Source organism: Bradyrhizobium sp. LA6.8 (genome assembly GCF_040547935.1).
Lineage (GTDB): Bacteria > Pseudomonadota > Alphaproteobacteria > Rhizobiales > Xanthobacteraceae > Bradyrhizobium > Bradyrhizobium barranii.
The window spans coordinates 759,455-782,716 of record NZ_JBEPQQ010000001.1; the positions used below are offsets into that span (position 1 = coordinate 759,455).

General features: G+C 62.9%; 17 protein-coding genes. 11 read left to right on the forward strand and 6 right to left on the reverse strand.

All coding sequences use genetic code 11. The features are described 5' to 3' along the window. The first annotated feature begins 604 nt into the window (after nt 1–604). Complete coding sequence (locus tag ABIA90_RS03185) at nt 605–1,681, forward strand: hypothetical protein (protein ID WP_354117255.1); 1,077 nt, start codon at nt 605–607, stop codon at nt 1,679–1,681. 423 nt (nt 1,682–2,104) lie between these two features. Further along, nucleotides 2,105–3,367, forward strand: a complete 1,263-nt coding sequence (locus ABIA90_RS03190) for a patatin-like phospholipase family protein (RefSeq protein ID WP_247314950.1) — start codon at nt 2,105–2,107, stop codon at nt 3,365–3,367. Between the two features lie 63 nt (nt 3,368–3,430). Here the strand turns inward: ABIA90_RS03190 and ABIA90_RS03195 are convergent, their stop codons facing one another. Further along, complete coding sequence (locus tag ABIA90_RS03195) at nt 3,431–6,790, reverse strand: AAA family ATPase (RefSeq protein ID WP_354117256.1); 3,360 nt, start codon at nt 6,788–6,790, stop codon at nt 3,431–3,433. A 448-nt stretch (nt 6,791–7,238) separates the two neighbouring features. On the opposite strand from ABIA90_RS03195, the gene ABIA90_RS03200 reads away from it, so the two are divergent. Continuing rightward, a complete protein-coding gene (locus ABIA90_RS03200; RefSeq protein WP_354117257.1) occupies nt 7,239–7,409 on the forward strand; it encodes a hypothetical protein in 171 nt (56 codons plus the stop codon). Between the two features lie 12 nt (nt 7,410–7,421). Here ABIA90_RS03200 and ABIA90_RS03205 read toward each other — a convergent pair whose 3' ends face one another. From ABIA90_RS03205 to ABIA90_RS03220, 4 genes are read right to left on the reverse strand one after another with little or no spacing between them, the layout of a single operon-like run. Next, nucleotides 7,422–8,135, reverse strand: a complete 714-nt coding sequence (locus ABIA90_RS03205) for an ABC transporter ATP-binding protein (RefSeq protein ID WP_354117258.1) — start codon at nt 8,133–8,135, stop codon at nt 7,422–7,424. Next, nucleotides 8,132–9,901: a branched-chain amino acid ABC transporter ATP-binding protein/permease gene (locus ABIA90_RS03210; protein ID WP_354117259.1), complete on the reverse strand. Its 1,770-nt coding sequence runs from the start codon at nt 9,899–9,901 to the stop codon at nt 8,132–8,134. The genes ABIA90_RS03205 and ABIA90_RS03210 overlap by 4 nt, the downstream gene beginning before the upstream one ends. Next, nucleotides 9,898–10,941, reverse strand: a complete 1,044-nt coding sequence (locus ABIA90_RS03215; RefSeq protein WP_354117260.1) for a branched-chain amino acid ABC transporter permease — start codon at nt 10,939–10,941, stop codon at nt 9,898–9,900. Before ABIA90_RS03215 ends, ABIA90_RS03210 begins: the two co-directional genes overlap by 4 nt. A gap of 43 nt (nt 10,942–10,984) precedes the next feature. Next, nucleotides 10,985–12,133 (reverse strand): ABC transporter substrate-binding protein, encoded by a 1,149-nt coding sequence (locus ABIA90_RS03220; RefSeq protein WP_354117261.1) that lies wholly within the window; start codon nt 12,131–12,133, stop codon nt 10,985–10,987. A gap of 619 nt (nt 12,134–12,752) precedes the next feature. On the opposite strand from ABIA90_RS03220, the gene ABIA90_RS03225 reads away from it, so the two are divergent. The 7 genes from ABIA90_RS03225 to ABIA90_RS03255 are packed head-to-tail and all read left to right on the forward strand — an operon-like array spanning nt 12,753 to nt 20,123. Next, a complete protein-coding gene (locus ABIA90_RS03225) occupies nt 12,753–13,535 on the forward strand; it encodes an aspartate/glutamate racemase family protein (protein WP_063984212.1) in 783 nt (260 codons plus the stop codon). A gap of 16 nt (nt 13,536–13,551) precedes the next feature. Beyond that, nucleotides 13,552–13,980: an organic hydroperoxide resistance protein gene (locus tag ABIA90_RS03230; RefSeq protein WP_346016140.1), complete on the forward strand. Its 429-nt coding sequence runs from the start codon at nt 13,552–13,554 to the stop codon at nt 13,978–13,980. A 24-nt stretch (nt 13,981–14,004) separates the two neighbouring features. Beyond that, nucleotides 14,005–15,183, forward strand: coding sequence for a thiolase family protein (locus ABIA90_RS03235; protein WP_354117262.1), 1,179 nt, complete (start codon nt 14,005–14,007; stop codon nt 15,181–15,183). Then, nucleotides 15,180–16,421, forward strand: a complete 1,242-nt coding sequence (locus tag ABIA90_RS03240; protein ID WP_354117263.1) for an SDR family NAD(P)-dependent oxidoreductase — start codon at nt 15,180–15,182, stop codon at nt 16,419–16,421. The genes ABIA90_RS03235 and ABIA90_RS03240 overlap by 4 nt, the downstream gene beginning before the upstream one ends. Nucleotides 16,422–16,455: 34 nt before the next feature. After that, nucleotides 16,456–17,238 (forward strand): cyclase family protein, encoded by a 783-nt coding sequence (locus tag ABIA90_RS03245; protein ID WP_354117264.1) that lies wholly within the window; start codon nt 16,456–16,458, stop codon nt 17,236–17,238. Between the two features lie 56 nt (nt 17,239–17,294). Continuing rightward, the gene (locus ABIA90_RS03250) at nt 17,295–18,452 is read left to right on the forward strand and encodes an ABC transporter substrate-binding protein (RefSeq protein WP_354117265.1); all 1,158 of its coding nucleotides are present in this window, start codon (nt 17,295–17,297) and stop codon (nt 18,450–18,452) included. Nucleotides 18,453–18,461: 9 nt separating this feature from the next. Further along, nucleotides 18,462–20,123: an ATP-dependent acyl-CoA ligase gene (locus tag ABIA90_RS03255; RefSeq protein ID WP_354117266.1), complete on the forward strand. Its 1,662-nt coding sequence runs from the start codon at nt 18,462–18,464 to the stop codon at nt 20,121–20,123. Nucleotides 20,124–20,135: 12 nt separating this feature from the next. Here ABIA90_RS03255 and ABIA90_RS03260 read toward each other — a convergent pair whose 3' ends face one another. Next, on the reverse strand, nt 20,136–20,639 hold the full coding sequence (locus ABIA90_RS03260) for a MarR family winged helix-turn-helix transcriptional regulator (RefSeq protein ID WP_354117267.1): 504 nt from the start codon (nt 20,637–20,639) through the stop codon (nt 20,136–20,138). Nucleotides 20,640–20,929: 290 nt separating this feature from the next. Between ABIA90_RS03260 and ABIA90_RS03265 the strand changes: the two genes are divergently transcribed. Then, nucleotides 20,930–23,248, forward strand: coding sequence for a bifunctional salicylyl-CoA 5-hydroxylase/oxidoreductase (locus tag ABIA90_RS03265; protein ID WP_354117268.1), 2,319 nt, complete (start codon nt 20,930–20,932; stop codon nt 23,246–23,248). Nucleotides 23,249–23,262 lie beyond the last annotated feature (14 nt).

Here is a 23,262-nt window from a genome sequence, read left to right on the forward strand (position 1 = left end):
GGGCTCGCCCTGGCACCCGTACCCGCGCCCTTCCGCCCAAGCAGGCGGCGCAAGCGCGGCAATCGCCAGTAGTCTGGTCTTTTCGTGGCTGGCGATTTCTGATCACTATACGATGGGGACGACCGCTCTGTCTGGCAACACGAGGTCCTTCAAACTAGCGCGAGGACCGGTCGAGCCTAAGCCCAATGCCTGCGCGGCGAACGGGTGGTCCGGTCTGGGTCAAAAAAGGCGACCTTCGGGCGCGGCTGATTTAGGTCCGTTCAACCCTCAACAGCGGACATCGGAACACTGCCGCCGCAGGTCCGAAAAGTGCCATAAGCTGCCATTGAAGACGAAGGCACATTTGTTTCTCGATCCTGACCGGCTTTCTTCCCGATGTCCTAAAGTCTATCTTGGTTGAAAAGACACGAGAGGCAGCGAAATGCTACCGGCACCAATCACTTGTTGCTTCTACCGTTGTCGCGGACTCTGCCTTCAGACTTGGATCGTCGCGACTTTCGCAATCATGATGGCCTCCGCTCCACTGCAAGCCTCAACAGCACCAAAAACGTCAGCGTGCGGATACCTCGCTGGTCTAATTAATAAGGCACCGCCATCAGGGCCGTTGCTCCTGCCCAGCTATCCGACCGTCGAATCGGGGCCTCTGCATGGCGCCGCCTACCTCTATGACAATGCGGTAGCCGCCATCGCGTTGGTCGGTTGCGGTGAGCAAGACAAAGCGTATCGGATTGGCTCGGCGCTTCTCTGGGCCATCGACAACGACCGCACCTGGCATGATGGACGGCTCCGGAACGCTTACGCCGCGGGCGTGGTGGGGAATGGCCCCGTCAAACTTCCGGGGTGGTGGGACAATATTCAGAACAAATGGTTAGAGGATCGATATCAGGTGGGCAGCGATGTTGGTAACATGGCATGGGCCATGTTGGCGTTGCTGTCGCTTGATGATGTGAACGCCGGCTCTCGGTTCCGCGATGGTGCAGCACGGCTTGGCGCCTGGGTCGCGCAATGGGCCGATACGCGCGGTACTGGCGGTTTCACGGGTGGTACGTTTGGGCACGAACCGACGCCGGAAGTGCGGACGTGGAAATCGACTGAACATAATACTGACCTCGCCGCCGCGTTTGGCCTTCTTGCGATCCGTACAGGGGATTCGCGCTGGCGCGATAAGGCAACGGTCGCTGAGTACTTCGTAAATACGATGTGGGATCCGGCATGCGCCTGTTTCGCCGCAGGTACCGCTGAAGACGGTGTCACGCACAATCCGATTTTGGCTCTCGATGCTCAGGTCTGGCCTTTAATAGCGCTCCACGGAGCGGTCGAGAAATTTGCATCGGCAATTACGACCGCCGAACAGCGAATGAGTGTCGATGAGGGCTTTTCTTACGGTGAAGACCGAGACGGTGTGTGGACCGAAGGAACGGGCCAAATGGCTCTCTTGATGAAATTGCTCGGCAGGACTGGGAGAGCAGACTCGTTGATCGCTGTAGTCGAATCCCAGAGGTCGCCGGATGGTGGGTTCTATGCCACAACTGCCCGCGAGTTGCCGACCGGGTTCGTGTTGGACACCGATCCGACCAAACCGCGGCTCTATTTCCGATTGTCACATCTTGGCGCAGCTTCGTGGGCTGCCCTCGCGGAACGTGGGTTCAATCCCTTTACGGTGACAAAAGGACTCCCGTAGTTGGGTCGCGGTGCTTCTCGTCCGTTTCGGTCTGTTTTGATTTCGATATGTCCGTTCCGGGTCACAAGCCGACATCTGAGCAAAGACTACAAAGCGTCCGCTTTGGGCCAATAACGGAAGTCGCGATTGGACAACAGGTCCGCGGCCATGGGCGGCAAAGTATCGTACGTGAAGTGGTTCACAAATGGACGGTTCAGACCGCGATAGGCTAAGCAGGCTCTTCGTGCGCCTGTGGGATCAGCGGATTCGAGATCGAATATCGACGTCCACCGCTCCGTCGCACGTATCGTATTTCGCAATGCTGGCTCTATGAACTGTCAAGTTTGGTTCGATGGCATTCTGTGCGGCCGAGAGCCCAAGAATGACCAATCTCTTCACGCAATTCAGAAAGTTGATTGGAGAATAAGCCACACGAAAAATCAGATGGAGGATCCGATGGTAAAGAGAGCGATTGCGCTCGGCGGAGGCGGTCCGGCAGCAGGATTGCACATCGGGGTTCTGGAAGCCCTTGCCAACGAAGATATAAGGTTTGACGTGTGGGCTTTGTCCTGCATCGGCGCTTGGGTTGGGATCGTCTACAATCAGTTTGATGGAGTTGAAAACAAAGCCAGGGCGGAAAAGACCTATCAATTCTTCAAGAATGGCGTGTTTCGAGACGACGAAGGCTATAAGCGCTTCCCCATAAACACCGTGTTTGGTCCGGATTGGGCAGGAAGCATGAGCAGGGCTCTGACCAGCTTCGTCATGGATCCCAAGAACTATCTGCATTTATGGGACCCATCGACCATGGTGAATGCCTTCAGGGATTCTATGTCGCTCTGGTTCCCTCAACAGAAGTTCACGATCCCGGACGACGGAGACATCAACAGATGGATCCTTAATCAGGTCCTGGCACCCAATCCCTTCGTTCGCTATCTCACGTCAATGATGTACTTGTCCCATGTCACTGGCCTCTCCAAGATCAACTATCCGAATAGCCAGTTCATGAAGAGCATAAAGTTCGAAGCGCTCAAAGAGCCTGGAAAGCCCGTCATATTTCACAACGCCTGGAATCTTGATGACCATAAGCTCGCGTTGTTTTCCAACCGACCAATGATCCAGCAAGCCGACAAGAAAGAGTACAAAGGGCCAATCAGCGCGTCCAGCCTATGTGCGTGCTCAGCTCTTCCCTTCATCGAAGAAACAGTTGAGATCGACGGAGTTACGTACTGCGAAGGAGCGCTGATCGACACGGTCAACTTCGAGAGCTTGCTCGAGGAGCACCGTGATCTGGACGAAATATGGGTGAGCAGGATCGTCGATTCGAAGCAGGTCCGCAAACCGAAAGACCTTCATGATGCCCTGGCGAATCTTTGCCAGTTATTCGCAGCGACCGTTGGCGAAGATGACGTCAGGATCTTCAAATATCACGTGCAGTACGACGAACCCAAATGGGAAGGCATAATCGTCGAGATCCAGGTGCCGGGGCACATCAATTTCAAATGGAATCACAGCAACCTCTATAACGGGCGAGTGTTGGGAAGAGCCGCTGCGGAACAAGCAATCAAGAGGTATCACGCACATGCAGACCTCGACCCGCATGATGGGCCACACTTCATAAATGAGCATCCAGAGAAGAACGACAAGGAGGGATGGCAAGAGGTGAAAGATACGTATCGTAAATGCCAAGAGCGAGCGGATGCCTAGTGCCAAAGGCAAGTAGCTCTGCGACCGCTGAACCAGACTCCAATATCTGTGATCCGGGAAAAATTACTGCAGTCGATCGAGCAGTGCCTTCGCTTGCTTTAGATCCTGCGTTTCAAAACCCTCGGCGAAGCCGGCGTAGATGGGCGCGAGCAGATTGAGCGCGTCCTTGCGTCTGCCCTGATCGACCCACAAGGCGCCGAGGTCCACTGCAACTCGAAGTTCAAGGGCCTTGGCGTGTTGGCTTGTTGCAGTTGTCAGTGCGCGCTCGAACAGTGATTGCGCCTCGGTGCCGGCTCCCGGTACTTCATCGAAGAGCAGCGCGCGCGCCTTCAGTCGGTACAGTTCGGCCTCAAATATCCGCTCGCTATTGCGGCTGGTTGTGGCAAGGCCCTGTTCGATCAGCTCGAGCGTGGCTTCGCGCTGACGGCTCGACAATAGGGCCGGGCTCAGGAGCACGTATAGGGCCGTGATGCCGAGCTGATAGCCCGCGTTGCGATATTCGTTCATCGCACCCTGGATTTCCGCGAGCGCGGCGGACGAAGGATCAAGAAAGGTGGCACTTATCCCCCGAACGGCGCGCGCCAATCCTCTCCATTGCCGGAATCCGTGCTCCTCCGACAAGGCAAGACAGCGTTCCGCATAGCCGTGCGCAGTCAGGAACTCGCCCCGAAGAGCGTGGAGAATGGACGCATAGTAACATCCATAGGCCTGCGAATGCGGATGACCAATGGCGTCGGCACGCCGAATGGCGGTATCCAGTCGTGCGAGCGCGGTATCGGGGCGGCCCAGCAGCCAGAGCACCCATGACATCAGGGCAAGGTCGGCCACGCCCGCATCCTGGCCGGCGGCACGCGCCGCCAATCTGTCCTGCTCGTTGCTTGCCTCGAACGCTTCGAAGGCCCGTACGATCACTTCGTGGGCTCCTTCGAGATGTCCCATGAAAAGTCGAATCATGCCTTGTCCACGCATCGCGTTGAGCAACGTTGGTCGATCGCCGCGCGCCTCCGCGAGTTCGAGCAGCGCCGAGATCATTTCCTCGGCGACCGGCAACTCACCACGAATGACGCTCGCGGTGGTCAACCAGAACATGATTTGTAGTTGCTCGGGGGGATCTGCGAGGCGCTGGCACAGCTCGCGCGCGCGAGCGAAGATCGCCACCGCATGTGGCGATGCCGGTCCCTGGGTAGCGATCAGGCATGGTCCCAGCGCGAACTGGAAATCAAGCTCTCGTCTGTCCTTCCGAGCACCGTCGGCCAAATGGGCCAACACCTCGATGCCCTTCCGCAGGTGTGCGATAGCTTCGAGGTTGGCGGAGCGCGTGGCCGCCTTCCTTCCCGCCTGAAGCCAATATTCTCCTGCCTTTTCGAACAGTCCCGCCTCCGTGAGGTGGAGCGCGAGAGTCTCGGGTTGAGCCTCCACGATTTCCGGGAACTGTTGCTCGAACACGTCCGCGATGGTGGCGTGCAGCGTAGCGCGTCGGCTCTTCAGAAGCCCGGATTCGGCAGCGTCGCGTACGAGCGCATGCTTGAAAGTATAGACAGCCCGGGGTATCTCGCCCCGGCAGAATATCAGCTCCGCCCGGACAAGCTGGGCAAGCGCTTCCTCCAGCGTCTGCCTTGGCAACTCGGCAACGGCGCTCAGCAGTTCGTAGGAGAACTCGCGCCCCACGACGGCGCCGATCTGAGCCACGTATTTCACAGGAGCCAATCGGTCGAGCCTGGCCATCAGCGATGCGCTCAACGTCGTCGGAATCGCCATCGATGGTAGCGGACGGCTGAGCGTGTAATGGTCGTCCCGCTCCTGCAACAGCCCGGTTTCGAGCACGGCCTTCGTCAGTTCCTCGACGAACAAGGGTACGCCATCGGTACGGGCGAGGATTTGGTGCATGACCTCCTCGGGGAGCGTCTTGCCGGCGGTGACGCGCTCGACCAATGCTGCCCCGTTGCGCCGACTGAGCCGCGTGAGCGAGATCGTCGTTACATGGGCATGACCAGGCCAGGGCGGCGCGAACTCCGGTCTCGCCGTGATCAACAGCAGCACGCGAAGCCGCGGCAGCTTTTCCAGTGTAACCGCGAGCAGTTCCAGCGAAGTCGGATCCGCCCAATGGGCATCTTCGAAGATGACGAACACCGGCTGACGCGCCGCCAATGCTTCGAGCTGGGCCAGGAACGCTGCCAGCGTCATGTCCTTGCGGGTCTGCGGAGTCATTTCGGGAAGGCGATAGCGGTCGCAGAGCGGAAGCGACAGAAGATTGGCCAGGGCCGGCACCACGCGGTCTGCATCGGCGCCAAACCGCAAGAGCAGAGCTTCAAGCTTGGCAAACTTCTCCGTCGGCGTCTCGCCTCGCTCGAACCGGGCGGCACGTTCGAGGTTGGCGATGAATGGATACAGCGCACTGTTGGCGTGGTGCGCCGAGCAGAAGTGCCGTACCGTAATGTGTGGTTCGGCCTGGAGCCGCTCTTGAAGCGCCAGCGCGATATGCGACTTACCGATACCCGGCTCTCCAGTTAGAACCACGACGCAGCCTTCGCCTGACGCGGCATGCCGCCAGCGCCGCAATAGCAGCTCGATCTCCTCGTCACGCCCGATTAGCGGTGTCAATTGCGTCTTGTGCTGGGCCTCGAAGCGGCTTTCCACTCCACTGATCCCGAGCACCTGCCATGCAGGTATTGGCTCCGCCCATCCCTTGAGCGCGACAGAACCGAGATCGCGGTACTCGAAATGTCCATCGGTGAGCTGGTGTGTGCTCTCGGAAATCAGCACCATGCCGGGCTCGGCGAACTGCTGCAGGCGAGCGGCCAGGTTCGGTGTCTCACCAATCACCGCCTGCTCCTTGGCGGCGCCTTCGCCGGTCAGATCGCCCACGACGACCATTCCGGTGGAGATGCCAACGCGGACCTGTAGTCTCGTACCGATATCTGTCTGGAGATTGGCCACGGCATCGACCAGTGTCAGCCCCGCGCGTGTCGCCTGCTCGGCATCGTCCTCGTGCGCCTGGGGATAGCCGAAATAGGCAAGCACGCCATCCCCCATGTACCGCGCGATTACGCCCTCACTCCGGGCGATAACATCCGCGATGCAGTCGTGATAGGCGCCGATGACTGCGCGCAAGTCCTCTGGATCCAGTCGGACCGAAAGTGCCGACGAATCCACGAGATCGCAAAACATGACCGTCAGTTGGCGCCGCTCGGCACTGTCCCGCGGCGCTGGTTTGGCGGCTGTTCGTGCTGATGCGAGGACTTCACTCTTGAGTTCTGCAATTGCGCGCAGAATTTTGCGCCGGTGCCCAAGCAGGACGCCAAGGTCCTTGAGGTCCTGCTCCGTGAGATCGCTAACGACCGAGAAATCGATGGCGTTCTCGGCGAAACGCTGGGCGTACTCCCCCAAACCGATCGATGCGAGCCACTCTGCAGTACCTGTCATGGGATACCTATGGCCTATGCGATAAGAATAGCACATTGGAATAGCCTGCGAAGGCGCATCTATCGCCGGAAGCGCAGATCGCCGGACCTCTCGCCCAATTGAAAGGGCTCCAGCGAAAACTGGATGCTGCCAAGCGATGTCGCAGTTGGGTCAAAAGCCGACATCAAGCAGACGGCGACGATAGGTCTGCCATGAGCCAATAGCGGTCCTCGGCGAGGCCGGACGTAATATGCACTTTGTGCCAAGATGCGGATTCAAGATGGAGCGCAACTGATGTTCGATTTATCGCGCTGATTAGAGCATCATTGATTTGCCTTTGCTGTCGCCCAAGATGTGGGCGCGCAAGCGGCGCCATTTCATCGGGTGATGGTATGCTCCACCGTTCCCAATTGTCGCGGGCGGGCTTTAGCTTGCTGATCCCCTAGTAACTGGGATGTCCGAGTTGGCGATGGAAGCCATCGGCTATCCATGGGCAGCGATGATGGGTTTTGTCCGACGCATCAAGTTGATTTCGTTAAATCCGCAGTTGCTGGGTATCAAGCCATTGATATCGCTGTCGCCAGCTACTGTGCATGGGGTTGTTTTTCGATATTTTTGTTGTGCGGCTCGCCGAGCCTGATCCGAACCAGCGCTAGTGCCCGCCGAGATAGGCCGTGATCAGCCTGGGATCGTGGATGAGGTCCTTGGCCGGGCCCGACTGCACGACCTCGCCAGTCTCGAGCACATAGCCATAGTCGGCCGTCTCGAGCGCGGCGCGGGCGTTCTGCTCGACCAGCAGGATCGACACACCGAGGTCGCGTAGCGACGCGATGGTGCGAAAGATCTCGCGCACGATCAGCGGCGCCAGGCCGAGGCTCGGCTCGTCCAGCATGAGCAGTTTCGGCTTGGCCATCAGCGCGCGGCCGAGCGCGAGCATCTGGCGCTCGCCGCCGGAGAGCGTGCCTGCCGCCTGGCGCTGCCGCTCCTTCAGCCGGGGGAAGCGGTCATAGACCTCGTCCAGCGTCTTCTGGACGCCCGAGCGGTCGCGCAGGCTGTAGGAGCCGAGCAGGAGGTTGTCCGCGACCGTCATGTCGGAGAACAGCTCGCGCTTCTCCGGCACCAGGCACAGCCGGCGCTCGACGCGGTCTTCGACCGACATCCTGCCGATGTCGTGACCCTGGAAGACCATGCGCCCGCGCGAGGCCAGCAGGCCGATGGCCGCCATCAGCAGCGTGGTCTTGCCGGCACCGTTCGGGCCGATGACGGTGACGATCTGACCTTCCTCGACCGACAGCGACACGTTGCGGACCGCTTCGACATTGTCGTAGCAGACCGTCACATCCGTCATGGACAGCATCTGACTCACGCGACGCCTCCGAGATAGGCTTCCTGGACTCGTTCGTCGCTGCGGATCGCGGCCGGCGCGCCTTCGCAGAGTTTTGAGCCGAAATCGAGCACCACGATGCGGTCGACCAGCGACATCACGAACTCCATGTCATGCTCGACGATCAGGATCGTCAGATGGTCCGCCCGCAGCGAGCGGAGCAGTTCCGCAAGCCGCAGCTTCTCCTGGCGGCGAAGGCCGGCGGCCGGCTCGTCCAGCACCAGCAGCGCAGGGTCGGCGGCGAGCGCACGCGCGATCTCCAGAATGCGCTGGTTGCCGAGTGGCAGGTTGCCCGCGAGCTCGAACGGCTTGTCGCCGAGCCCGACCCGTTCGAGCTGCATCAGCGCCTCGTGCCGGGTACTGGCTTCCTCGCGCCCGTTGAGGCGGAAGGCGCCGGCGAACAGGCCGGTGCTCGTGCGCGCATAGGTGCCGAGCATCACGTTTTCCAGCAGGCTCATGCGCGGCCTCAGCTTCACATGCTGGAAGGTCCTGGCGACGCCGGCCTTGGCGATGCGGGACTGCGCATCATGCGTGATCGGGCGTCCCGCAAAGACGATCTCACCCTTGTTGACCCGGAGCGCGCCGGTCAGGCAGTTGAACATCGTGCTCTTGCCGGCGCCGTTGGGGCCGATGACGGCAAGGATTTCGCCAGCGCGGACCTCGAAGCTGACATTGTTGACCGCGACGAGGCCGCCGAACCGGCGCTCGGCACCATCCACTTTCAGAAGCAGCTCCCCGGGCGTCGGTTGCGCGCGACGGGGCAGGGGCGGCGCCGGTTGAGGTCGCTCGCGTTTGGCCTTGGGCAGATAGCGGGCGACGAAGGGAACGATGCCTTGCCGTGCCCATTGCAGGAACAGGATGAACAATGCGGAGAAGGCGACGATCTCGAGCTGGCCGGAGGCACCCTTGGCTATCAGCGGCAGATAATCCTGCACGCTGTTCTTGAGCAGCGTAACGACCGCGGCCCCCACGACACCGCCGAGCAGGCTGCCGGCGCCGCCGACCATCGACATCATCAGATATTCGATGCCCATGCCGGCATCGAACGGACCCGGGCTGATGAAGCGGCTCATATGTGCGTAGAGCCAGCCGGAGAGCGAGGCGAGGAAGGCCGCGATCACGAAGGTCACGAGCTTGATGCGGAAAGCGTTGATGCCGAGGCTCTCGACCAGCGTGTTGCCGCCGCGGACCACGCGCATGGCGCGGCCGAGCCGGGAGTCCAGCAGGTTGTAGCCGAGGAAAAGCACCGCGGCGACGATGCCCCAGATCAGGAAATAGATCTGGGCGCTCGTGACCAGCGCAATCGAACCGAAGCTGATCGGCGGGATCGACGAGATGCCGTTGAAGCGGCCGAGCCCCTCGACATTGCCGAACAGGAAGCCGATCGCGAGGCCCCAGGCGACGGTCGAGAGCGACAGGAAATGGCCCTGAAGTCGCAGGGTGACGACGCCGAGAACGGTTGCGACGCCGCAGGTCAGCGCCACGCCGAACACGAGGCCGAGCCACGGGGAGTATCCGTTCAGCGCGGAGACCCACGCGGTTGCATAGGCCGCGACGCCGACGAACGCCGCCTGACCGAAGGACACGATGCCGCCGACGCCGGTGAGGAGTGCAAGACCAATGGCGACCAGCGAATAGATGCCGATATAGTTCATCAGCGTGATGCTGAACGGACTGAGCACGAAGGGAGCCACCGCGAGACACAGCACGGCGAGGACGGCGGCAAGCTGGACGTGGAGGCGCGTCATTCCTCGATCTCCTCCTCGGAATGCAGCGAGGCGAGGGATCGCCAGATCAGGATCGGGATCAGCAGCGAAAAGACGATGACGTCCTTGAGCGCGCTGCTCTCGAAGGAGGCAAAGCTTTCGAGGATGCCGACGCCGACGGCGCCGATCGCCGCACCGGGATAGCTGGTCATGCCGCCGACGATGGCGCCGACAAAGGCCTTGAGGCCGATCAGGAAGCCGGAATCGTAGAACACGGTGTTCACCGGAGCGATCAGGATGCCGGATACGCCGGCCATCAGCGACCCCAGCAGATAGGCGATCGTGCCGGCGCGGGCGGGGCGTATTCCCATCAGCCGGGAGCCGGTCCGGTTCACGGCCGTGGCGCGCAGCGATTTTCCGACCAGGGTGAAGTCGAAGAAGAGGTAGAGGAGGCCGCTGAAAACGAGTGCCGCGATCACGATCAGCATGGTCTGGCCCGAGATCAGCACGCCCGCGAACTCGGTCGAGAGCGAGGTCAGCGGCTCGGTTCGAACCCCTTCGGGCCCGAAGAACAACAGGCCAAGGCCGACCAGCGCGAAATGCAGCGCCACGGACACCGTCAGCAACAGCAGCACGGTGCCGTCAGCGATGGGACGGAAGACGATCCGATCCAGAAGCGGAGAGATCGGCGTGATCAGCATCAGCGCCAGCACGAGCCTGACGGCAAGCGGCGGGTCCAGGCGCATGACAAGCCAGGCTGCACCGACTACGGCGAGCGGAAGCAGGAGATAGAAGGACACCGCGCGGGGCAGCAGGCGGAGTTCGCCGGAGCGCACCAGCGAGATGATCTCGATCAGGGTCGCAAGACAGGCCAGGATCACGACCAGCGCTCCCGTGCCGGGAAAGCGTTTCGCGTCGAGGGCAGCCAGCGTCAGCGCGGTGAAGGCCGCGATGTCGCCGAAGGGAATGAAGATGACTCGCGTCACCGTGAAGATCAGGACGGTCCCGATCGCCACCAGGGCGTAGACCGCCCCGGTGGCGATCCCGTCGATCGCGAGAATGGCTGCAATGTCGCTCGTCATTGAGACGTCGTTGCTCCCTGTGATGCCGGGGCCATTGATCCGGTTATGGCGCGTACTTCCAGGTGCCGCCGGTCAGGCGCACCACGACGAGCGAGCGCTCGTCGACGCCGGTGACCGCACCGGGCTTGAAATTGTAGACGGCATGCACGCCCGGGAGCTCCTTGGTGCTGAGGATCGCGTCTCGCAGCGCCGTGCGGAATTCCGCCGTTCCGGGCTTGGCGGTCTTGAGCGCGCGCTCGGCAGCGTTGGCGAAAATCAGCCAGGCGTCGAACGAATAGGCGGAGAAGCCGTCGGTGGTCGGGATGTTATGGGTCTTCTGGTAGACGCTGCGGAAATCCAGCGCGATCTTCTTGGCGAAGTGCTCGTCGGGAAGCTGCTCGGCGACGATCACGGGACCCGCGGAGACCTGAATGCCGTCGGCCGCCTTGCCGCCGACGTTGACGAAGTCCGGATTGACGAGTGCCACCGTGCCGTAGGTGTTTCCCTTGAAGCCCCGCTCGGCGAGCGTGAGGAGCGGCAGCGCGCCTTGCGTACCCGAGCCGCCGTCCAGCACGGCGTCAGGACGTGCGGCCATCACCTTGAGAATCTGCGCGGTGACCGAGGTGTCGGTGCGGGCGTAGCGCTCGTTGGTCTGTATCTTGATGTCGCCGGCGGCTTCGGCGGCCTTGGCGCCGTTATACACGAGGTCGCCCCAGGCATCGGAGAAGCCGACATAGCCGATGTTCTTCATGCCGTCGCGCTTCATGCGGTCGGCGACGATCTTGACGAGGAGAGAGGCCGGCTGCGGCACCGACACCACCCACTGCTCCGGCGTATCCGGCAGCTTGCCGATCGGCGAGACCGCGATCATCGGCACTTTCAGCTCGCTCGCCACCGCCGCCATGGCGATGGTCGAGGGCGCCGTGGCCGTGCCGATCAGGAGGTCCACCTTCTCTTCTTCGACCAGCTTGCGCGCATTGCGGGTCGCGGCCGACGGGTCGGAGCCGTCGTCGAGCTGGATCAGGCGAATGGTCTCGCCGTTGATGGTCTTCTTGTATTCATAGGCGGCATTGATGCCGCGCCCATAGGGGATTCCGATCGACGAGCCGTTGCCGCTCAGCGAGGTGACGAAGCCGATGGTGATGTCGGCCTGCGCAGCCGGCGCTGCGAAGAGTCCGGCGACAAGTGCGAGTAGGCTCAGAGTCTTGCGCATACGCGTTCTCCTCCGTTGGTGCGGGATAGGAATGCCTCGAAACTGCCGTGCGGGGAGCCCGAACGACGAATGAACCGATTGAAAGCTTTGCTGCAGCGCCGAAATCCGGGCGCTCTCGAAGAGGGTTTACTCGGCCGGATCTCAGCGGCCATGGCGCTGGTTGCCGCTCGAACGACAGGCCCATCGACAGATGCGGGCGGGACTTTCCTGAAGCAACGAAAGGCCGTTGACCCGGCCGCGCTGCGCGGCCGGCGATGCTGTTGCTGCCGGCTGTTCGAGCACGGCGACTGTCCACACGATCGAGTCTCTCAAAATCGGTGCCCTGCAACATCCACCGGTCCCTGGCCGGCGAGGAATTACTTAAAGCCTAAAGTATTGTTGGTGGAGCCGTCAACACGTGTCACGGCTCTGTCAGAAAAAATGTTGTTGCATACAATTTCGCCAGAGTGCGCCGCCTCAGTGCCGATCGAGCGTACAAAATGGCCGGGCTTCCCTTGCGGTGGCGGTCGCCGTCGGCGGCGACGCCGAGCGCATTTGACGCGTGAATTAGTTTATGATTGAAATATATTTATCGGCCGTCGACGACCGATCCTCCGATCACCGCCTGAGGAGAAGGACGATGCGCATCTTCTGGCAGAGCTTCGTTGATGCGAGCGTGAACGCGCCCTACATGGCGCGGCTGTCGGAATACCTCAACAACATTGCTGCATCGGGCACGACAGTTCACGTCGAGGGCATTTCGCCGCCCGACCGGGAGTTCGGACGGCTCGCGGAATTGCGCTGCGCCGTCCAGGCGATCGACAACGGCATCGCGGCCGAGGAGGGCGGGTTCGACGCCTTCGTGATGGGACATTTCCAGGATCCCGGACTCTACGAGTTGCGCTCGACGCTCGACATTCCCGTGATCGGGACCGGCGAGGCGACATTGCTGGCAGCCTCTCAACTCGGCCGGAGGCTCGGCCTTGTGACGCTCGATCCCGTCTTCGAGGTCTGGCACTACGAGCAGGCCGAGCGTTATGGCCTCGGCGATCGCGTGGTCCATGTGACCGGCCTTGGCTGCAAGCCGGCGGATTTCGCCGATGCCTTTGACGGAGATCAGGCCGCGCAAGCCCGCATGATCAAGGACTTTGTCGCCTGCGCGCGCCCGCTGATCGAGCACGGCGCCGACGTCGTGATCCCCGCCGGTGTACTGCCGGGCCTTCTGATCGGAAGGGAGCATGGCCTGAAAGTCGGGCACGCGCCGGTGGTCAATTGCGCGGCGGTGGCGCTGAAAAGTGCCGAGATGTGGGTGCAGCTCCGGCAGCTCAATGGCACCGAGCCCAGCCGCGGGCCGAGCTTCAAGCGGGCCAGCGCCCAGGCGCGCGACGATTTCCGCGCACTGCTTGCTCGCAACAGCCGCTAGGACTGGAGAATGAATTATGATGACTCCCGAAAAAATCCTGTACGAGACCGAGGTGACGGCGATCGGCGGCCGGGACGGCAAGGCCGCCAGCGCCGACGGCCTGTTGTCGGTATCGCTGTCCGTGCCGAAATCGCTGGGCGGTCCCGGGGGCGAAGGCACCAACCCCGAACAGCTCTTTGCGGCCGGCTACGCCGCGTGCTTTCTCGGTGCGGTCAAGCTCGTCGCGCGCACCCGGAAGGTCGTCCCATCCGCTGAGCCGTCAGTGACCGCGAAGGTTGCGATGGGTCCGGTTCCCGTCGGATATGCGCTCGCCGTCGAACTGAAGGTCAATCTGCCCGGTGTCGAGAGGTCGGTGGCCGAGGAGGTCGTCGCGGGCGCGCACGAGCGCTGTCCCTATTCGAATGCAACCCGCGGCAATATTGCCGTGAAGCTGACGGTCATCTGAGACAATGAACGAGGCGGGCGGTTAGTGACCAATACCTTGCGCACACCGTACGACGGCGTCGTGATTGCGGCGCCCGTCACGATTCCCTATGTGCGCTACTCCATCGAGAGTGCGCAGTGGTGGATCGGGCGGGCACTGAGCACGCTCGTTGCGCAGGCCGGCATCAAGGCTTCCGACGTCGACGGTCTGTGCGTCTCCAGCTTCACCATGGGCACCGACAGCGGGATCGGGCTGACGCAGCATTTCGGACTCTGCGTGCGATGGCTGGATACGATTCCGCTCGGTGGCGCCAGCGCCATCGCAGGCTTGCGAAAAGCGGCGCGCGCGGTTCAGGCGCGCGACGCCGACATCGTGGCGTGCATCGCCGGCGATACCAACCACGTCGATTCCTTCCGGCTGACGCTGGAGAACTTCTCGCGCTTCAACCAGGATGCCGTCTATCCCTATGGCGCCGGTGGCGCCAATGCGAGCTTCGCGCTGATCGCCCGCAACTACATGCGGACCTTCGGCGTCACGCGTGAGGATGTCGGCAGGATCGCCGTCGCCCAGCGCGCCAATGCCCTGCGCAACCCGCATGCGCTGATGAAGACGCCGCTGACGATGGAGCAATATCTGGCGGCCCGGCCGATCTCCGATCCCATCCATCTCTTCGACTGCGTGATGCCATGCGCCGGCGCCGAGGCCTTCCTGGTGATGCGGGACGAGACCGCGGCTTCGCTCGGGCTGACAGCTGCACGGCTGCTTTCGACGATCGAGCGGCACAATGCCTTTGCCGACGATCCGATGCAGGTCCGCGGCGGCTGGGCGATGGACGTCGGCGAGCTCTATGCGATGGCCGGCGTGAAGCGCGACGATCTCGATATCGTACAGACCTATGACGACTACCCCGTCATCACGATGATGCAGTTCGAGGATCTCGGCTTCTGCAACAAGGGGGAGGGGGCCGAGTTCGTGCGCCAGCACGATCTCACCATCGACGGCGACTTTCCGCACAACACGTCGGGCGGACAGCTCTCGGCCGGACAGGCTGGCGCCGCCGGCGCCTATCTCGGTCTCGTCGAGGGACTTCGACAGGTTCTGGGGACTGCAGGCCCCACGCAGGTCGAGAACGCGAGCCTCGCCTTGGCCTCGGGGTTCGGTATGATCAACTATGACCGTGGTCTCGCCTCGGGCGCCGCGATCTTTGCAGGGCCGTCACGATGATAGAGCCGATCAAGCCGCCCCGGCGCAAGAACCCGCTGCTGCGGACGCGGCTGCCTGCTTCGCCGCCGCGACCGCGCAGCAGGACGTCGCATGGGTTTACGCGGGCAGCCGCCGAGGGCCGCTTCATGCTGCAACGCTGTGACGCCTGCGGTTCTTTTGCTTATCCGGCGCGGGAGGCCTGTCCGTCTTGCCTGTCGGCCGGACTTGCCTTCGTTGATGCGCCACGACGAGGTGTTCTTCTTGCCGAAACGACTGCGCGCGTGCCGAGCGATGTCTATTTCCGCGAGCGGGCGCCCTGGCGCATCGGCCTCGTGAAGATGGATTGCGGTCCGACGATTGTGACGCACCTCCATGCCGACTGCGTGGAGGGCGCACCCGTCCGCATGTCGTTTCAACTCGACAAGAGCGGCCAGGCGGTGGCTTTTGCCCATCCCGAGGGGGAGACTCCCAACATGGCAGACGACAAGCAATGGCGGGAAATGACGGCCGATCCGAAATTCCGGCGCGTGCTGGTGACCAACGGTCGGAGCGTGATCGGTCAGGAGGCCGTCGCCGCCTTGAAGGCCGCAGGCGCCAAGACGGTGTTCGTCGGGGTTGCCGAACCGTGGCGGCCTTTCGCCGGCGAGCAGCTGCTGCGCGGCCAGGACGGAATCGAGATCGTGACCCTTGACGCCGCCGACGAGAAATCTGCGGCCGATCTCGCGGCCGACATCGGCGGCAAGGTCGATATCCTCGTCAACACGACGGAATATGTGCGGCCGGGCGGCCTGCTCGACCGCAGGGGCACAAGCATCGCGCGCGACGAGATCGACCAAGCCTATCTCGGCTTCATCAACCTCGCGCAGGCCTTCGGCCCCGCGATGCGGATGCGGGGTGCCGATGGCACCAACAACAGCGCCGCGTGGGTCAACATTCTCTCGGTCCATGCGCTGGCGAACTGGCCTGCCTTTGGCGCCTACTCGGCCTCGCAAGCGGCGTGCCTGTCGCTCTCGCACTGCCTCCGCGCCGAGCTCAGGCCCGGCGGCGTCAGGGTGATGAACCTGTTCACCGGGCCCGTCGACACCGAGTGGTTCCAGACCGTGCCGCCGCCGAAGGTCGCGCCGCGCGCCATCGCGCAGGCGATCGTGTCGGGGCTGAGAGGCGGGCTCGAGGAGATGTATGTCGGGGATGTCGCCGAAGAGATCAGGCAACGTCTCGCGGCCAATCCGAAAGCGCTCGAGCGCGAGCTCGACAGGTGACATCGGGATTTCAACCAAGCCGGAGGACGTGACGATGCAGAGCAACAATCTCCTGGAGCTGGCGGGTGCGGTTTCTTCCGGCGCGGTGCGCGTCGTCGACCTGACATTTACGCTCAGTCCGGATTTTCCGGTCATCGTGCTGCCGCCCGAGTTCGGCCAGGCCGCGCCGGTCCGTATCCAGGAAATCTCGCGTTATGACGGTCGCGGTCCGGCCTGGTACTGGAACAACGTCACGTTCGGCGAACACACCGGCACGCATTTCGACGCGCCGATCCACTGGTTCACGGGCAAGAACCTGCCGAACAATGCCGTCGACACGATGCCGGCCAAGGACATGATCGCGCCGGCCTGCGTGATCGACTGCTCCGCGCAGGCGGCGCAGGATCCCGATTTCCTGCTGACCGTCCCGCTCGTCGAGGGCTGGGAAGCAAAGCACGGCCGGATCCCCGAGCGGAACTGGGTGCTGCTCAGGACCGACTGGTCGAAGAAGGGCTGGCGCGACTATTCCAATCTCAGGGATGACGGCGCACACACGCCGGGCCCCAACGCGGCCGTCATGAAGTGGCTAGTGGAGGAGCGCGGCGTCATCGGGTTCGGCACCGAGACTATCGGTACGGATGCGGGGCAGGCCGGTCATTTCGAGCCGCCTTATCCAGCGCATCATTTCCTGCACGGCGCCGGACGCTACGGCCTGCAATGCCTGTGCAACCTGGATCAGCTTCCACCCACCGGGGCGGTCATCGTGGCCTCGCCGCTGAAGATCCAGAACGGCTCCGGCAGTCCGCTTCGCGTCATCGCGCTGGCTGCGTCTGCCTGAATCCAATCCATGGCGCTTGCCAATCGGAACAGACATCCTCACGAAAGACAGGTGCCATGAACTTGATCAAGAGCCTGCTGGCTTCCACCGCATTGCTTCTCGCCGTCCCGCAACTTGCGCAGGCCGAGATCCTCGTCGGCTTCGTCACCGGTCTCAGCGGGCCGGTATCCTCGATCGGCATCCCGAATGCGAAGGGCATCGCCGCGGGAGAGGCCTATGTCGGTGAGATCGGCGGCGAGAAGGTCCGCGTCATCCAACTCGACGACGCTTCCGATGCCACCGCCTCGGCGCGCAACGCGCGCAAGCTCGTCGAGCAGGAGAAGGTCGATATCCTGATCGGAACGTCGGGCGCGCCGCAGACCCTGGCGATGGCGACCGCCGCGATCGAGATGAAAGTGCCGATGATCGCGGTGTCACCGATCGCGCCGGTGCCGCCGGGCGATGGCGGTCCCTGGGTCGTCCAGACGCCGCAGCCGACGCCGCTTCTCGTGCAAGGCATCGTCGATCACATGAAGACGAAGGGCCTGAAGACCGTCGCGTTCATCGGCTTCTCCGATGCGTTCGGCGACCTCATGTACAACTCGCTCGAGCAGAGTGTGAAGACGACCGACATCAAGATCATTGCCAACGAACGCTACGCCAGATCGGATTCTTCGGTGACGGCTCAGGTGCTGCGCGCACTCGCCGCACGTCCCGACGCGATCATGCTCGGCGGCACTGGAACGCCCGGCGCGTTGCCGGTCATCGCCTTGTCCGAGCGCGGATATAAAGGGCCGCTATACGGCAATCATGGGCTGATCAGCGCCGATTTCCTGCGTCTCGCCGGCAAGGCCGCCAACGGCATCATCTGCCCGACTGGACCCGTGACCGCGGCGGAGCAACTTCCGTCGAGCAATCCGATCCAGAAGGTGGCCCTGGATTTCCGCACTGCCTTCGAGAAGGCGAATGGCGAGGCGCCGACGGATTCATTCTCGTCCTATTCCTTCGACGGCTGGCTCGTGTTCGCCGATGCCGCCAAGCGCGCGATGGCAACCGGTGCCAAGCCCGGTTCGCCGGAATTCCGCACCGCGCTTCGTCAGGCGCTGTTCACGACCAAGGAGGTCGTCGGGACGCAGGGCGTCTACACCTATACACCGGCGGATCGGCATGGCGTCGACGATCGCTCGCGCGTCCTGGTCCAGATCGAGAACGGCAAGTACAAGCTGTTGCCCTGAGACGGGAGCATGACCGTGACGGAGAACGCGCCGGTGAACGTCAGCGACGCGGTCGGCCAGGAGAACGTGACGCCGGCCTGGGCGTGTGCAGTGACGTCGTTTCCGCCGTCGGACCGCATCCTCTCAACGATCCTCACGCGGCAGGCCGAGCGCTATGGCGAGCGCGTGCTGCTTGTCGCCGGTGAGACGCGCTGGAGCTTTGCGCAGACCGCGGCGATCGCGGCCGCGTCGGCCCAGGCGCTTGTCGATGCCGGGATCAAGCCGGGCGATCGGGTCGCGCTGATGTGTTCGAACCGTCCGGAGTTCCTGCAGGTCTATCTCGGCTGCGCGTGGCTTGGCGCCATCGCAGTCCCGATCAATACCGCGCTGCGCGGCTTCCAGCTCTCCCACATCTTCCGCAATTCGCGTCCCGCGCTCCTCGTCGTCGAGGCTCAGTTCGTCTACGCGATCGAGAGTGTCGAGGCGGGTGTCGACCTGCCACCTCGCACCTGGATCGTCGGAGCTGCCGCCGGTGCAATCGACGCCCGGCTTTCCGCGGTACCGTTGCCGGCGCTCGGAGCCGCGGCGCCGGCGGGTGCCGTGCGTCCCGGCGATACCGTTGCGATCCTCTACACGTCGGGCACGACGGGGCCAGCGAAGGGTGTGTGCTGTCCGCAGGCGCAGCTGTTTTGGTGGGGCATTTATTCGGCGCGGGCGCTTGGTATCCGCGAGGGCGATGTGCTGTTCACGACATTGCCGCTGTTCCACACCAACGCGCTCAACGCATTCTATCAGGCGCTCCTGAACGGCTGCGCCTACGTGCTGGAGCCAAAATTCTCCGCGTCCGGCTTTTGGGCCGCCGCGCAACGGCACAAGGCGACGGTCGGCTATCTGCTCGGCGCGATGGCGTCGATGCTGCTGGTGCAGCCGAAGAATGCGAACGATACGGCGCATCCTCTTCGCGTCGCGCTTGGCGGCGGCGTGCCGCCGCAAATCCACGGTCCGTTCCTCGAGCGGTTTGGCGTGCCGCTGGTCGACGGCTACGGGTCGACCGAGACCAACTTCGTATTCGCGGGCACGATCCCGTCGGATCGTCCGGGAACGATGGGCTATCTGGCCGACGGAATCGAGGCGCGGATCGTCGATGAAAACGATTCGGCGCTTCCTGACGGACAGGCCGGCGAACTCGTGCTTCGCGCCGGAGAACCTTTTGCCTTTGCCACCGGCTATTTCGGCATGCCGGAGAAGACGGTCGAGGCCTGGCGAAATCTGTGGTTTCACTCGGGCGATCGGGTCGTTCGGGATGCTGACGGACATTATCGCTTCATCGACCGCATGAAAGATTCCATCCGCAGGCGTGGCGAGAACGTATCCTCATGGGAGGTCGAGCAGACCATCCAGTCCCATCCCGCGGTCGCCGCCTGCGCGATCTACCCCCTGCCGTCGGAGCTGGGCGAGGACGAGGTTGCGGCTGCGATCCTGCTCAAACCGGACCAATCGCTGGAGCCCGTCGACATCATCAGGCACTGCGAAGGCCAGATCGCCTATTTCGCCATCCCGCGCTATGTGCGCATTCTGAGCCAGATGCCGTTGACTGAGAACGGCAAGATCAAGAAGGGCGTGCTGCGCGAGGCGGGCATCACCACGGATACGTGGGATCGCGAGGCGGCCGGAGTGAAGGTGCGGCGCTGACTGTCGGTTCGCTCAAGGATTTTGCAGGGCGTCCCTGACGGCAGCCTTGAGGTCGTCGAGCTCGCCGATCAATCCGTCGAACCGGTCCGCCGGGAAATCCGCCAGCAGCTCGGCAAGCCACGCGCCGTGGCTCTTGGCCATCCGCCTGAAGGTCTTGCGGCCTTCGACCGTCATGCAGACAATCTGCACGCGGCGGTCGAGGTTCGAGGGCGTGCGCGTGATGTATCCGTCCTCGACCAGGCGGTCCACGATCGGCGTGAGGTTCCCGGCCGAGACCATCAGGCGCTTGGGCAATTCTCCCAGCACAAGCCCGCTCGGTTCGCGGTCGAGCTGGGCCAGAACATCGAAGCGGGGCATCGTGAAATCGAACTCTTCGCGAAACCGGCGCCGCAACTCGCCTTCGATCAGGGTCGTGCAGGCGAGCAGCCGGAGCCAGACCCTCGTTTGAGCCCTGTACTCGGCGTCCTGATCCGCCCCATTCTTTGAAACAGGCGTGGACTCCTTCGCGAGTGCCAATTGAATCTCCCGGGCTTGGTGGCCTGACGAAAGCCGGCGCAGCTGTCGTGGTCATTGGCAAGATAATTCGTGCCAAAAGTAAATTCAAGGCTGCGCCCGAGCGGCTCAGAATCGGCGCTGCCGTGTGTCCAATTTACACTGAATCTCCAGATCGACGCCGCGGAGACCAGCCCGTGGGCCGGGTCTTTGCAGAACCGCCTTGACAAGACGCGCGCCGAGGAAATATTTTATGCTTAAAATAATTTGGGTGAAAGCTCGGCACACGGCGCGACGCGCGAAAGCGAGGGATCATGCGCATAGTCTGTATCGGCGGCGGCCCGGCCGGTCTTTATCTGGGCCTGCTGATGAAGCGCCGGCACCCGGAGCATGTCATCACGGTCGTCGAGCGCAACAAGCCCTACGACACGTTCGGTTGGGGCGTCGTGTTCTCGGATGCCATGATGTCCGCGATGCGCCTTGCCGACCCCGAGAGCGCGGCCGAGATCGAGGACGCCTTCAATCACTGGGACGACATCGAGCTCGTCTTCAAGGGGACGCGCCAGCGCACGACGGGCCATGGCTTCATCGGTATCGGGCGCAAGCATCTGCTCAATATTCTTCAGCGGCGCTGTGAGGCGCTGGGCGTCGAGCTCGTCTTCGAGCGCGAGGTCGAGTCCGATCTCGAATACCCCGACGCCGACCTGATCGTCGCCTGTGACGGCGTCAATTCCAGGATCCGCGCTCGCTATGCCGAGCAATTCCAGCCCGACATGGTGATCCGGCCCAACCGCTTCATCTGGCTCGGCACCAAGAAGGCGTTCGACGCCTTTACATTTGATTTTCAGAAGACCGAGCACGGCTGGTTCCAGGCGCACATCTACAAGTTTGATGCGGAGACCTCGACCTTCATCGTCGAGACCACGGAAGAAGCCTACAACGCCCACGGGCTTGGCGAGCTCGATCAGCAGGCCTCGATCGAGTTCTGCGAAAAAATCTTCGCCGAGACGCTCGATGGCGCGAAGCTCCTGACCAATGCGCGCCATCTGCGCGGCTCGGCCTGGCTCAATTTCAGCCGCCTGATCTGCGGCAAATGGAGCGTGTTCAACGGCAAGTCTCATGTCGTGCTGATGGGGGACGCCGCGCATACCGCGCATTTCGCGATCGGCTCGGGCACCAAGCTCGCGCTCGACGACGCCATCGAGCTTGCCAACCAGTTCGATCGCCATGGTCACGGTCGCGCCGGCATCGAAACCGTGCTGGACGCGTACGAGGAGGTGCGCCGCGTCGACGTGGCGCGCATCCAAAATGCGGCGCGCAACGCCATGGAATGGTTCGAGGTGGTCGGCCACCGCTATGCCGATACGCTCGAGCCGCCGCAGTTCTTCTATTCGATGCTGACGCGCTCGCAGCGCATCAGCCACGAAAACCTTCGCCTGCGCGACCGCTCCTGGCTGGAAGGCTTTGAGCGCTGGTTCGCCGAACGCTCAGGGATCGCGGTCAAGGACGGCGAACGGGTGCCGCCACCGATGCTGACGCCACACCGCGTGCGCGGCCTTTCGCTTGCGAACCGCATCATGGTTTCGCCGATGGCGATGTATTCGGCACAGAACGGACTCATCGACGACTTCCACATCGCCCATCTCGGCGCGCGCGCCATGGGCGGCGCCGCGCTGGTCTTCGCCGAGATGACCTGCGTCTCGCCCGATGCACGGATCACGCCGGGCTGCCTCGGGCTCTGGAACGATGCGCAGGCGGCGCAGTGGCGCCGCTTGGTCGAGCTCGTCCATGGCGTCGGGCATGCCAAGGTGGGGATTCAGCTCGGCCACGCCGGCCGCAAGGGCGCGACCAGGGTGCCCTGGGAAGGGATCGATCAACCCCTTGAATCCGGAGAGTGGCCTCTGATCTCCGCGTCGGCCTTGCCGTATCTGCCCCACAGCCAGTTGCCGCGGGCGATGGACCGCAGCGACATGGAACGCGTGCGCGACGATTTTGTCGCGGCGACACATCGTGCCGCTGCCGTCGGCGTCGAGTGGCTCGAGCTCCATTGCGCGCACGGTTATCTGCTGTCGAGCTTCCTCTCGCCGCTGACCAACCGGCGTACGGACGAATACGGCGGCAGCCATGAAAACCGCGCGCGCTTTCCGCTGGAGGTGTTCGAGGCGATGCGCGCGGTGTGGCCGTCCGAGCGGCCGATGTCGGTGCGCCTGTCCTGCCATGACTGGACCGACGGCGGTAATGTTCCGGCCGATGCGGCGATCTTCGCTGCGATGTTCAAGGAGGCCGGGGCGGACCTGATCGATTGTTCGTCGGGGCAGGTCTGGAAGGACGAGCGGCCGATCTATGGACGCCTGTTCCAGACGCCGTTCGCCGACCTGATCCGCAACGAGGTCGGCATTGAGACCATCGCAGTCGGTGCGATCTCCGAGGCCGATCACGCCAATTCGATTCTCGCGGCCGGCCGCGCCGATCTCTGCGCCATCGCGCGGCCGCATCTTGCCGACCCGGCCTGGACGCTGCACGAAGCCGCGCGCATCGGCATCACCAAGGTCGAGTGGCCGAAGCAGTATCTATCCGCCAAGGGACAATACGAAACCAATCTGGCGCGCGCCGCGGCAGCTAGCGCGCAATGAGCGGAGGAGGGATC

Excerpts from the sequence above, each read along its gene's own strand:
- ABIA90_RS03190 (WP_247314950.1), top strand. The coding sequence starts at position 2,105 with ATGGAGGATCCGATGGTAAAGAGAGCGATTGCGCTCGGCGGAGGCGGT.
- ABIA90_RS03195 (WP_354117256.1), bottom strand. The coding sequence starts at position 6,790 with ATGACAGGTACTGCAGAGTGGCTCGCATCGATCGGTTTGGGGGAGTAC.
- ABIA90_RS03200 (WP_354117257.1), top strand. The coding sequence starts at position 7,239 with ATGGAAGCCATCGGCTATCCATGGGCAGCGATGATGGGTTTTGTCCGA.
- ABIA90_RS03210 (WP_354117259.1), bottom strand. The coding sequence starts at position 9,901 with ATGACGCGCCTCCACGTCCAGCTTGCCGCCGTCCTCGCCGTGCTGTGT.
- ABIA90_RS03215 (WP_354117260.1), bottom strand. The coding sequence starts at position 10,941 with ATGACGAGCGACATTGCAGCCATTCTCGCGATCGACGGGATCGCCACC.
- ABIA90_RS03220 (WP_354117261.1), bottom strand. The coding sequence starts at position 12,133 with ATGCGCAAGACTCTGAGCCTACTCGCACTTGTCGCCGGACTCTTCGCA.
- ABIA90_RS03225 (WP_063984212.1), top strand. The coding sequence starts at position 12,753 with ATGCGCATCTTCTGGCAGAGCTTCGTTGATGCGAGCGTGAACGCGCCC.
- ABIA90_RS03230 (WP_346016140.1), top strand. The coding sequence starts at position 13,552 with ATGATGACTCCCGAAAAAATCCTGTACGAGACCGAGGTGACGGCGATC.
- ABIA90_RS03240 (WP_354117263.1), top strand. The coding sequence starts at position 15,180 with ATGATAGAGCCGATCAAGCCGCCCCGGCGCAAGAACCCGCTGCTGCGG.
- ABIA90_RS03245 (WP_354117264.1), top strand. The coding sequence starts at position 16,456 with ATGCAGAGCAACAATCTCCTGGAGCTGGCGGGTGCGGTTTCTTCCGGC.
- ABIA90_RS03250 (WP_354117265.1), top strand. The coding sequence starts at position 17,295 with ATGAACTTGATCAAGAGCCTGCTGGCTTCCACCGCATTGCTTCTCGCC.
- ABIA90_RS03255 (WP_354117266.1), top strand. The coding sequence starts at position 18,462 with ATGACCGTGACGGAGAACGCGCCGGTGAACGTCAGCGACGCGGTCGGC.
- ABIA90_RS03265 (WP_354117268.1), top strand. The coding sequence starts at position 20,930 with ATGCGCATAGTCTGTATCGGCGGCGGCCCGGCCGGTCTTTATCTGGGC.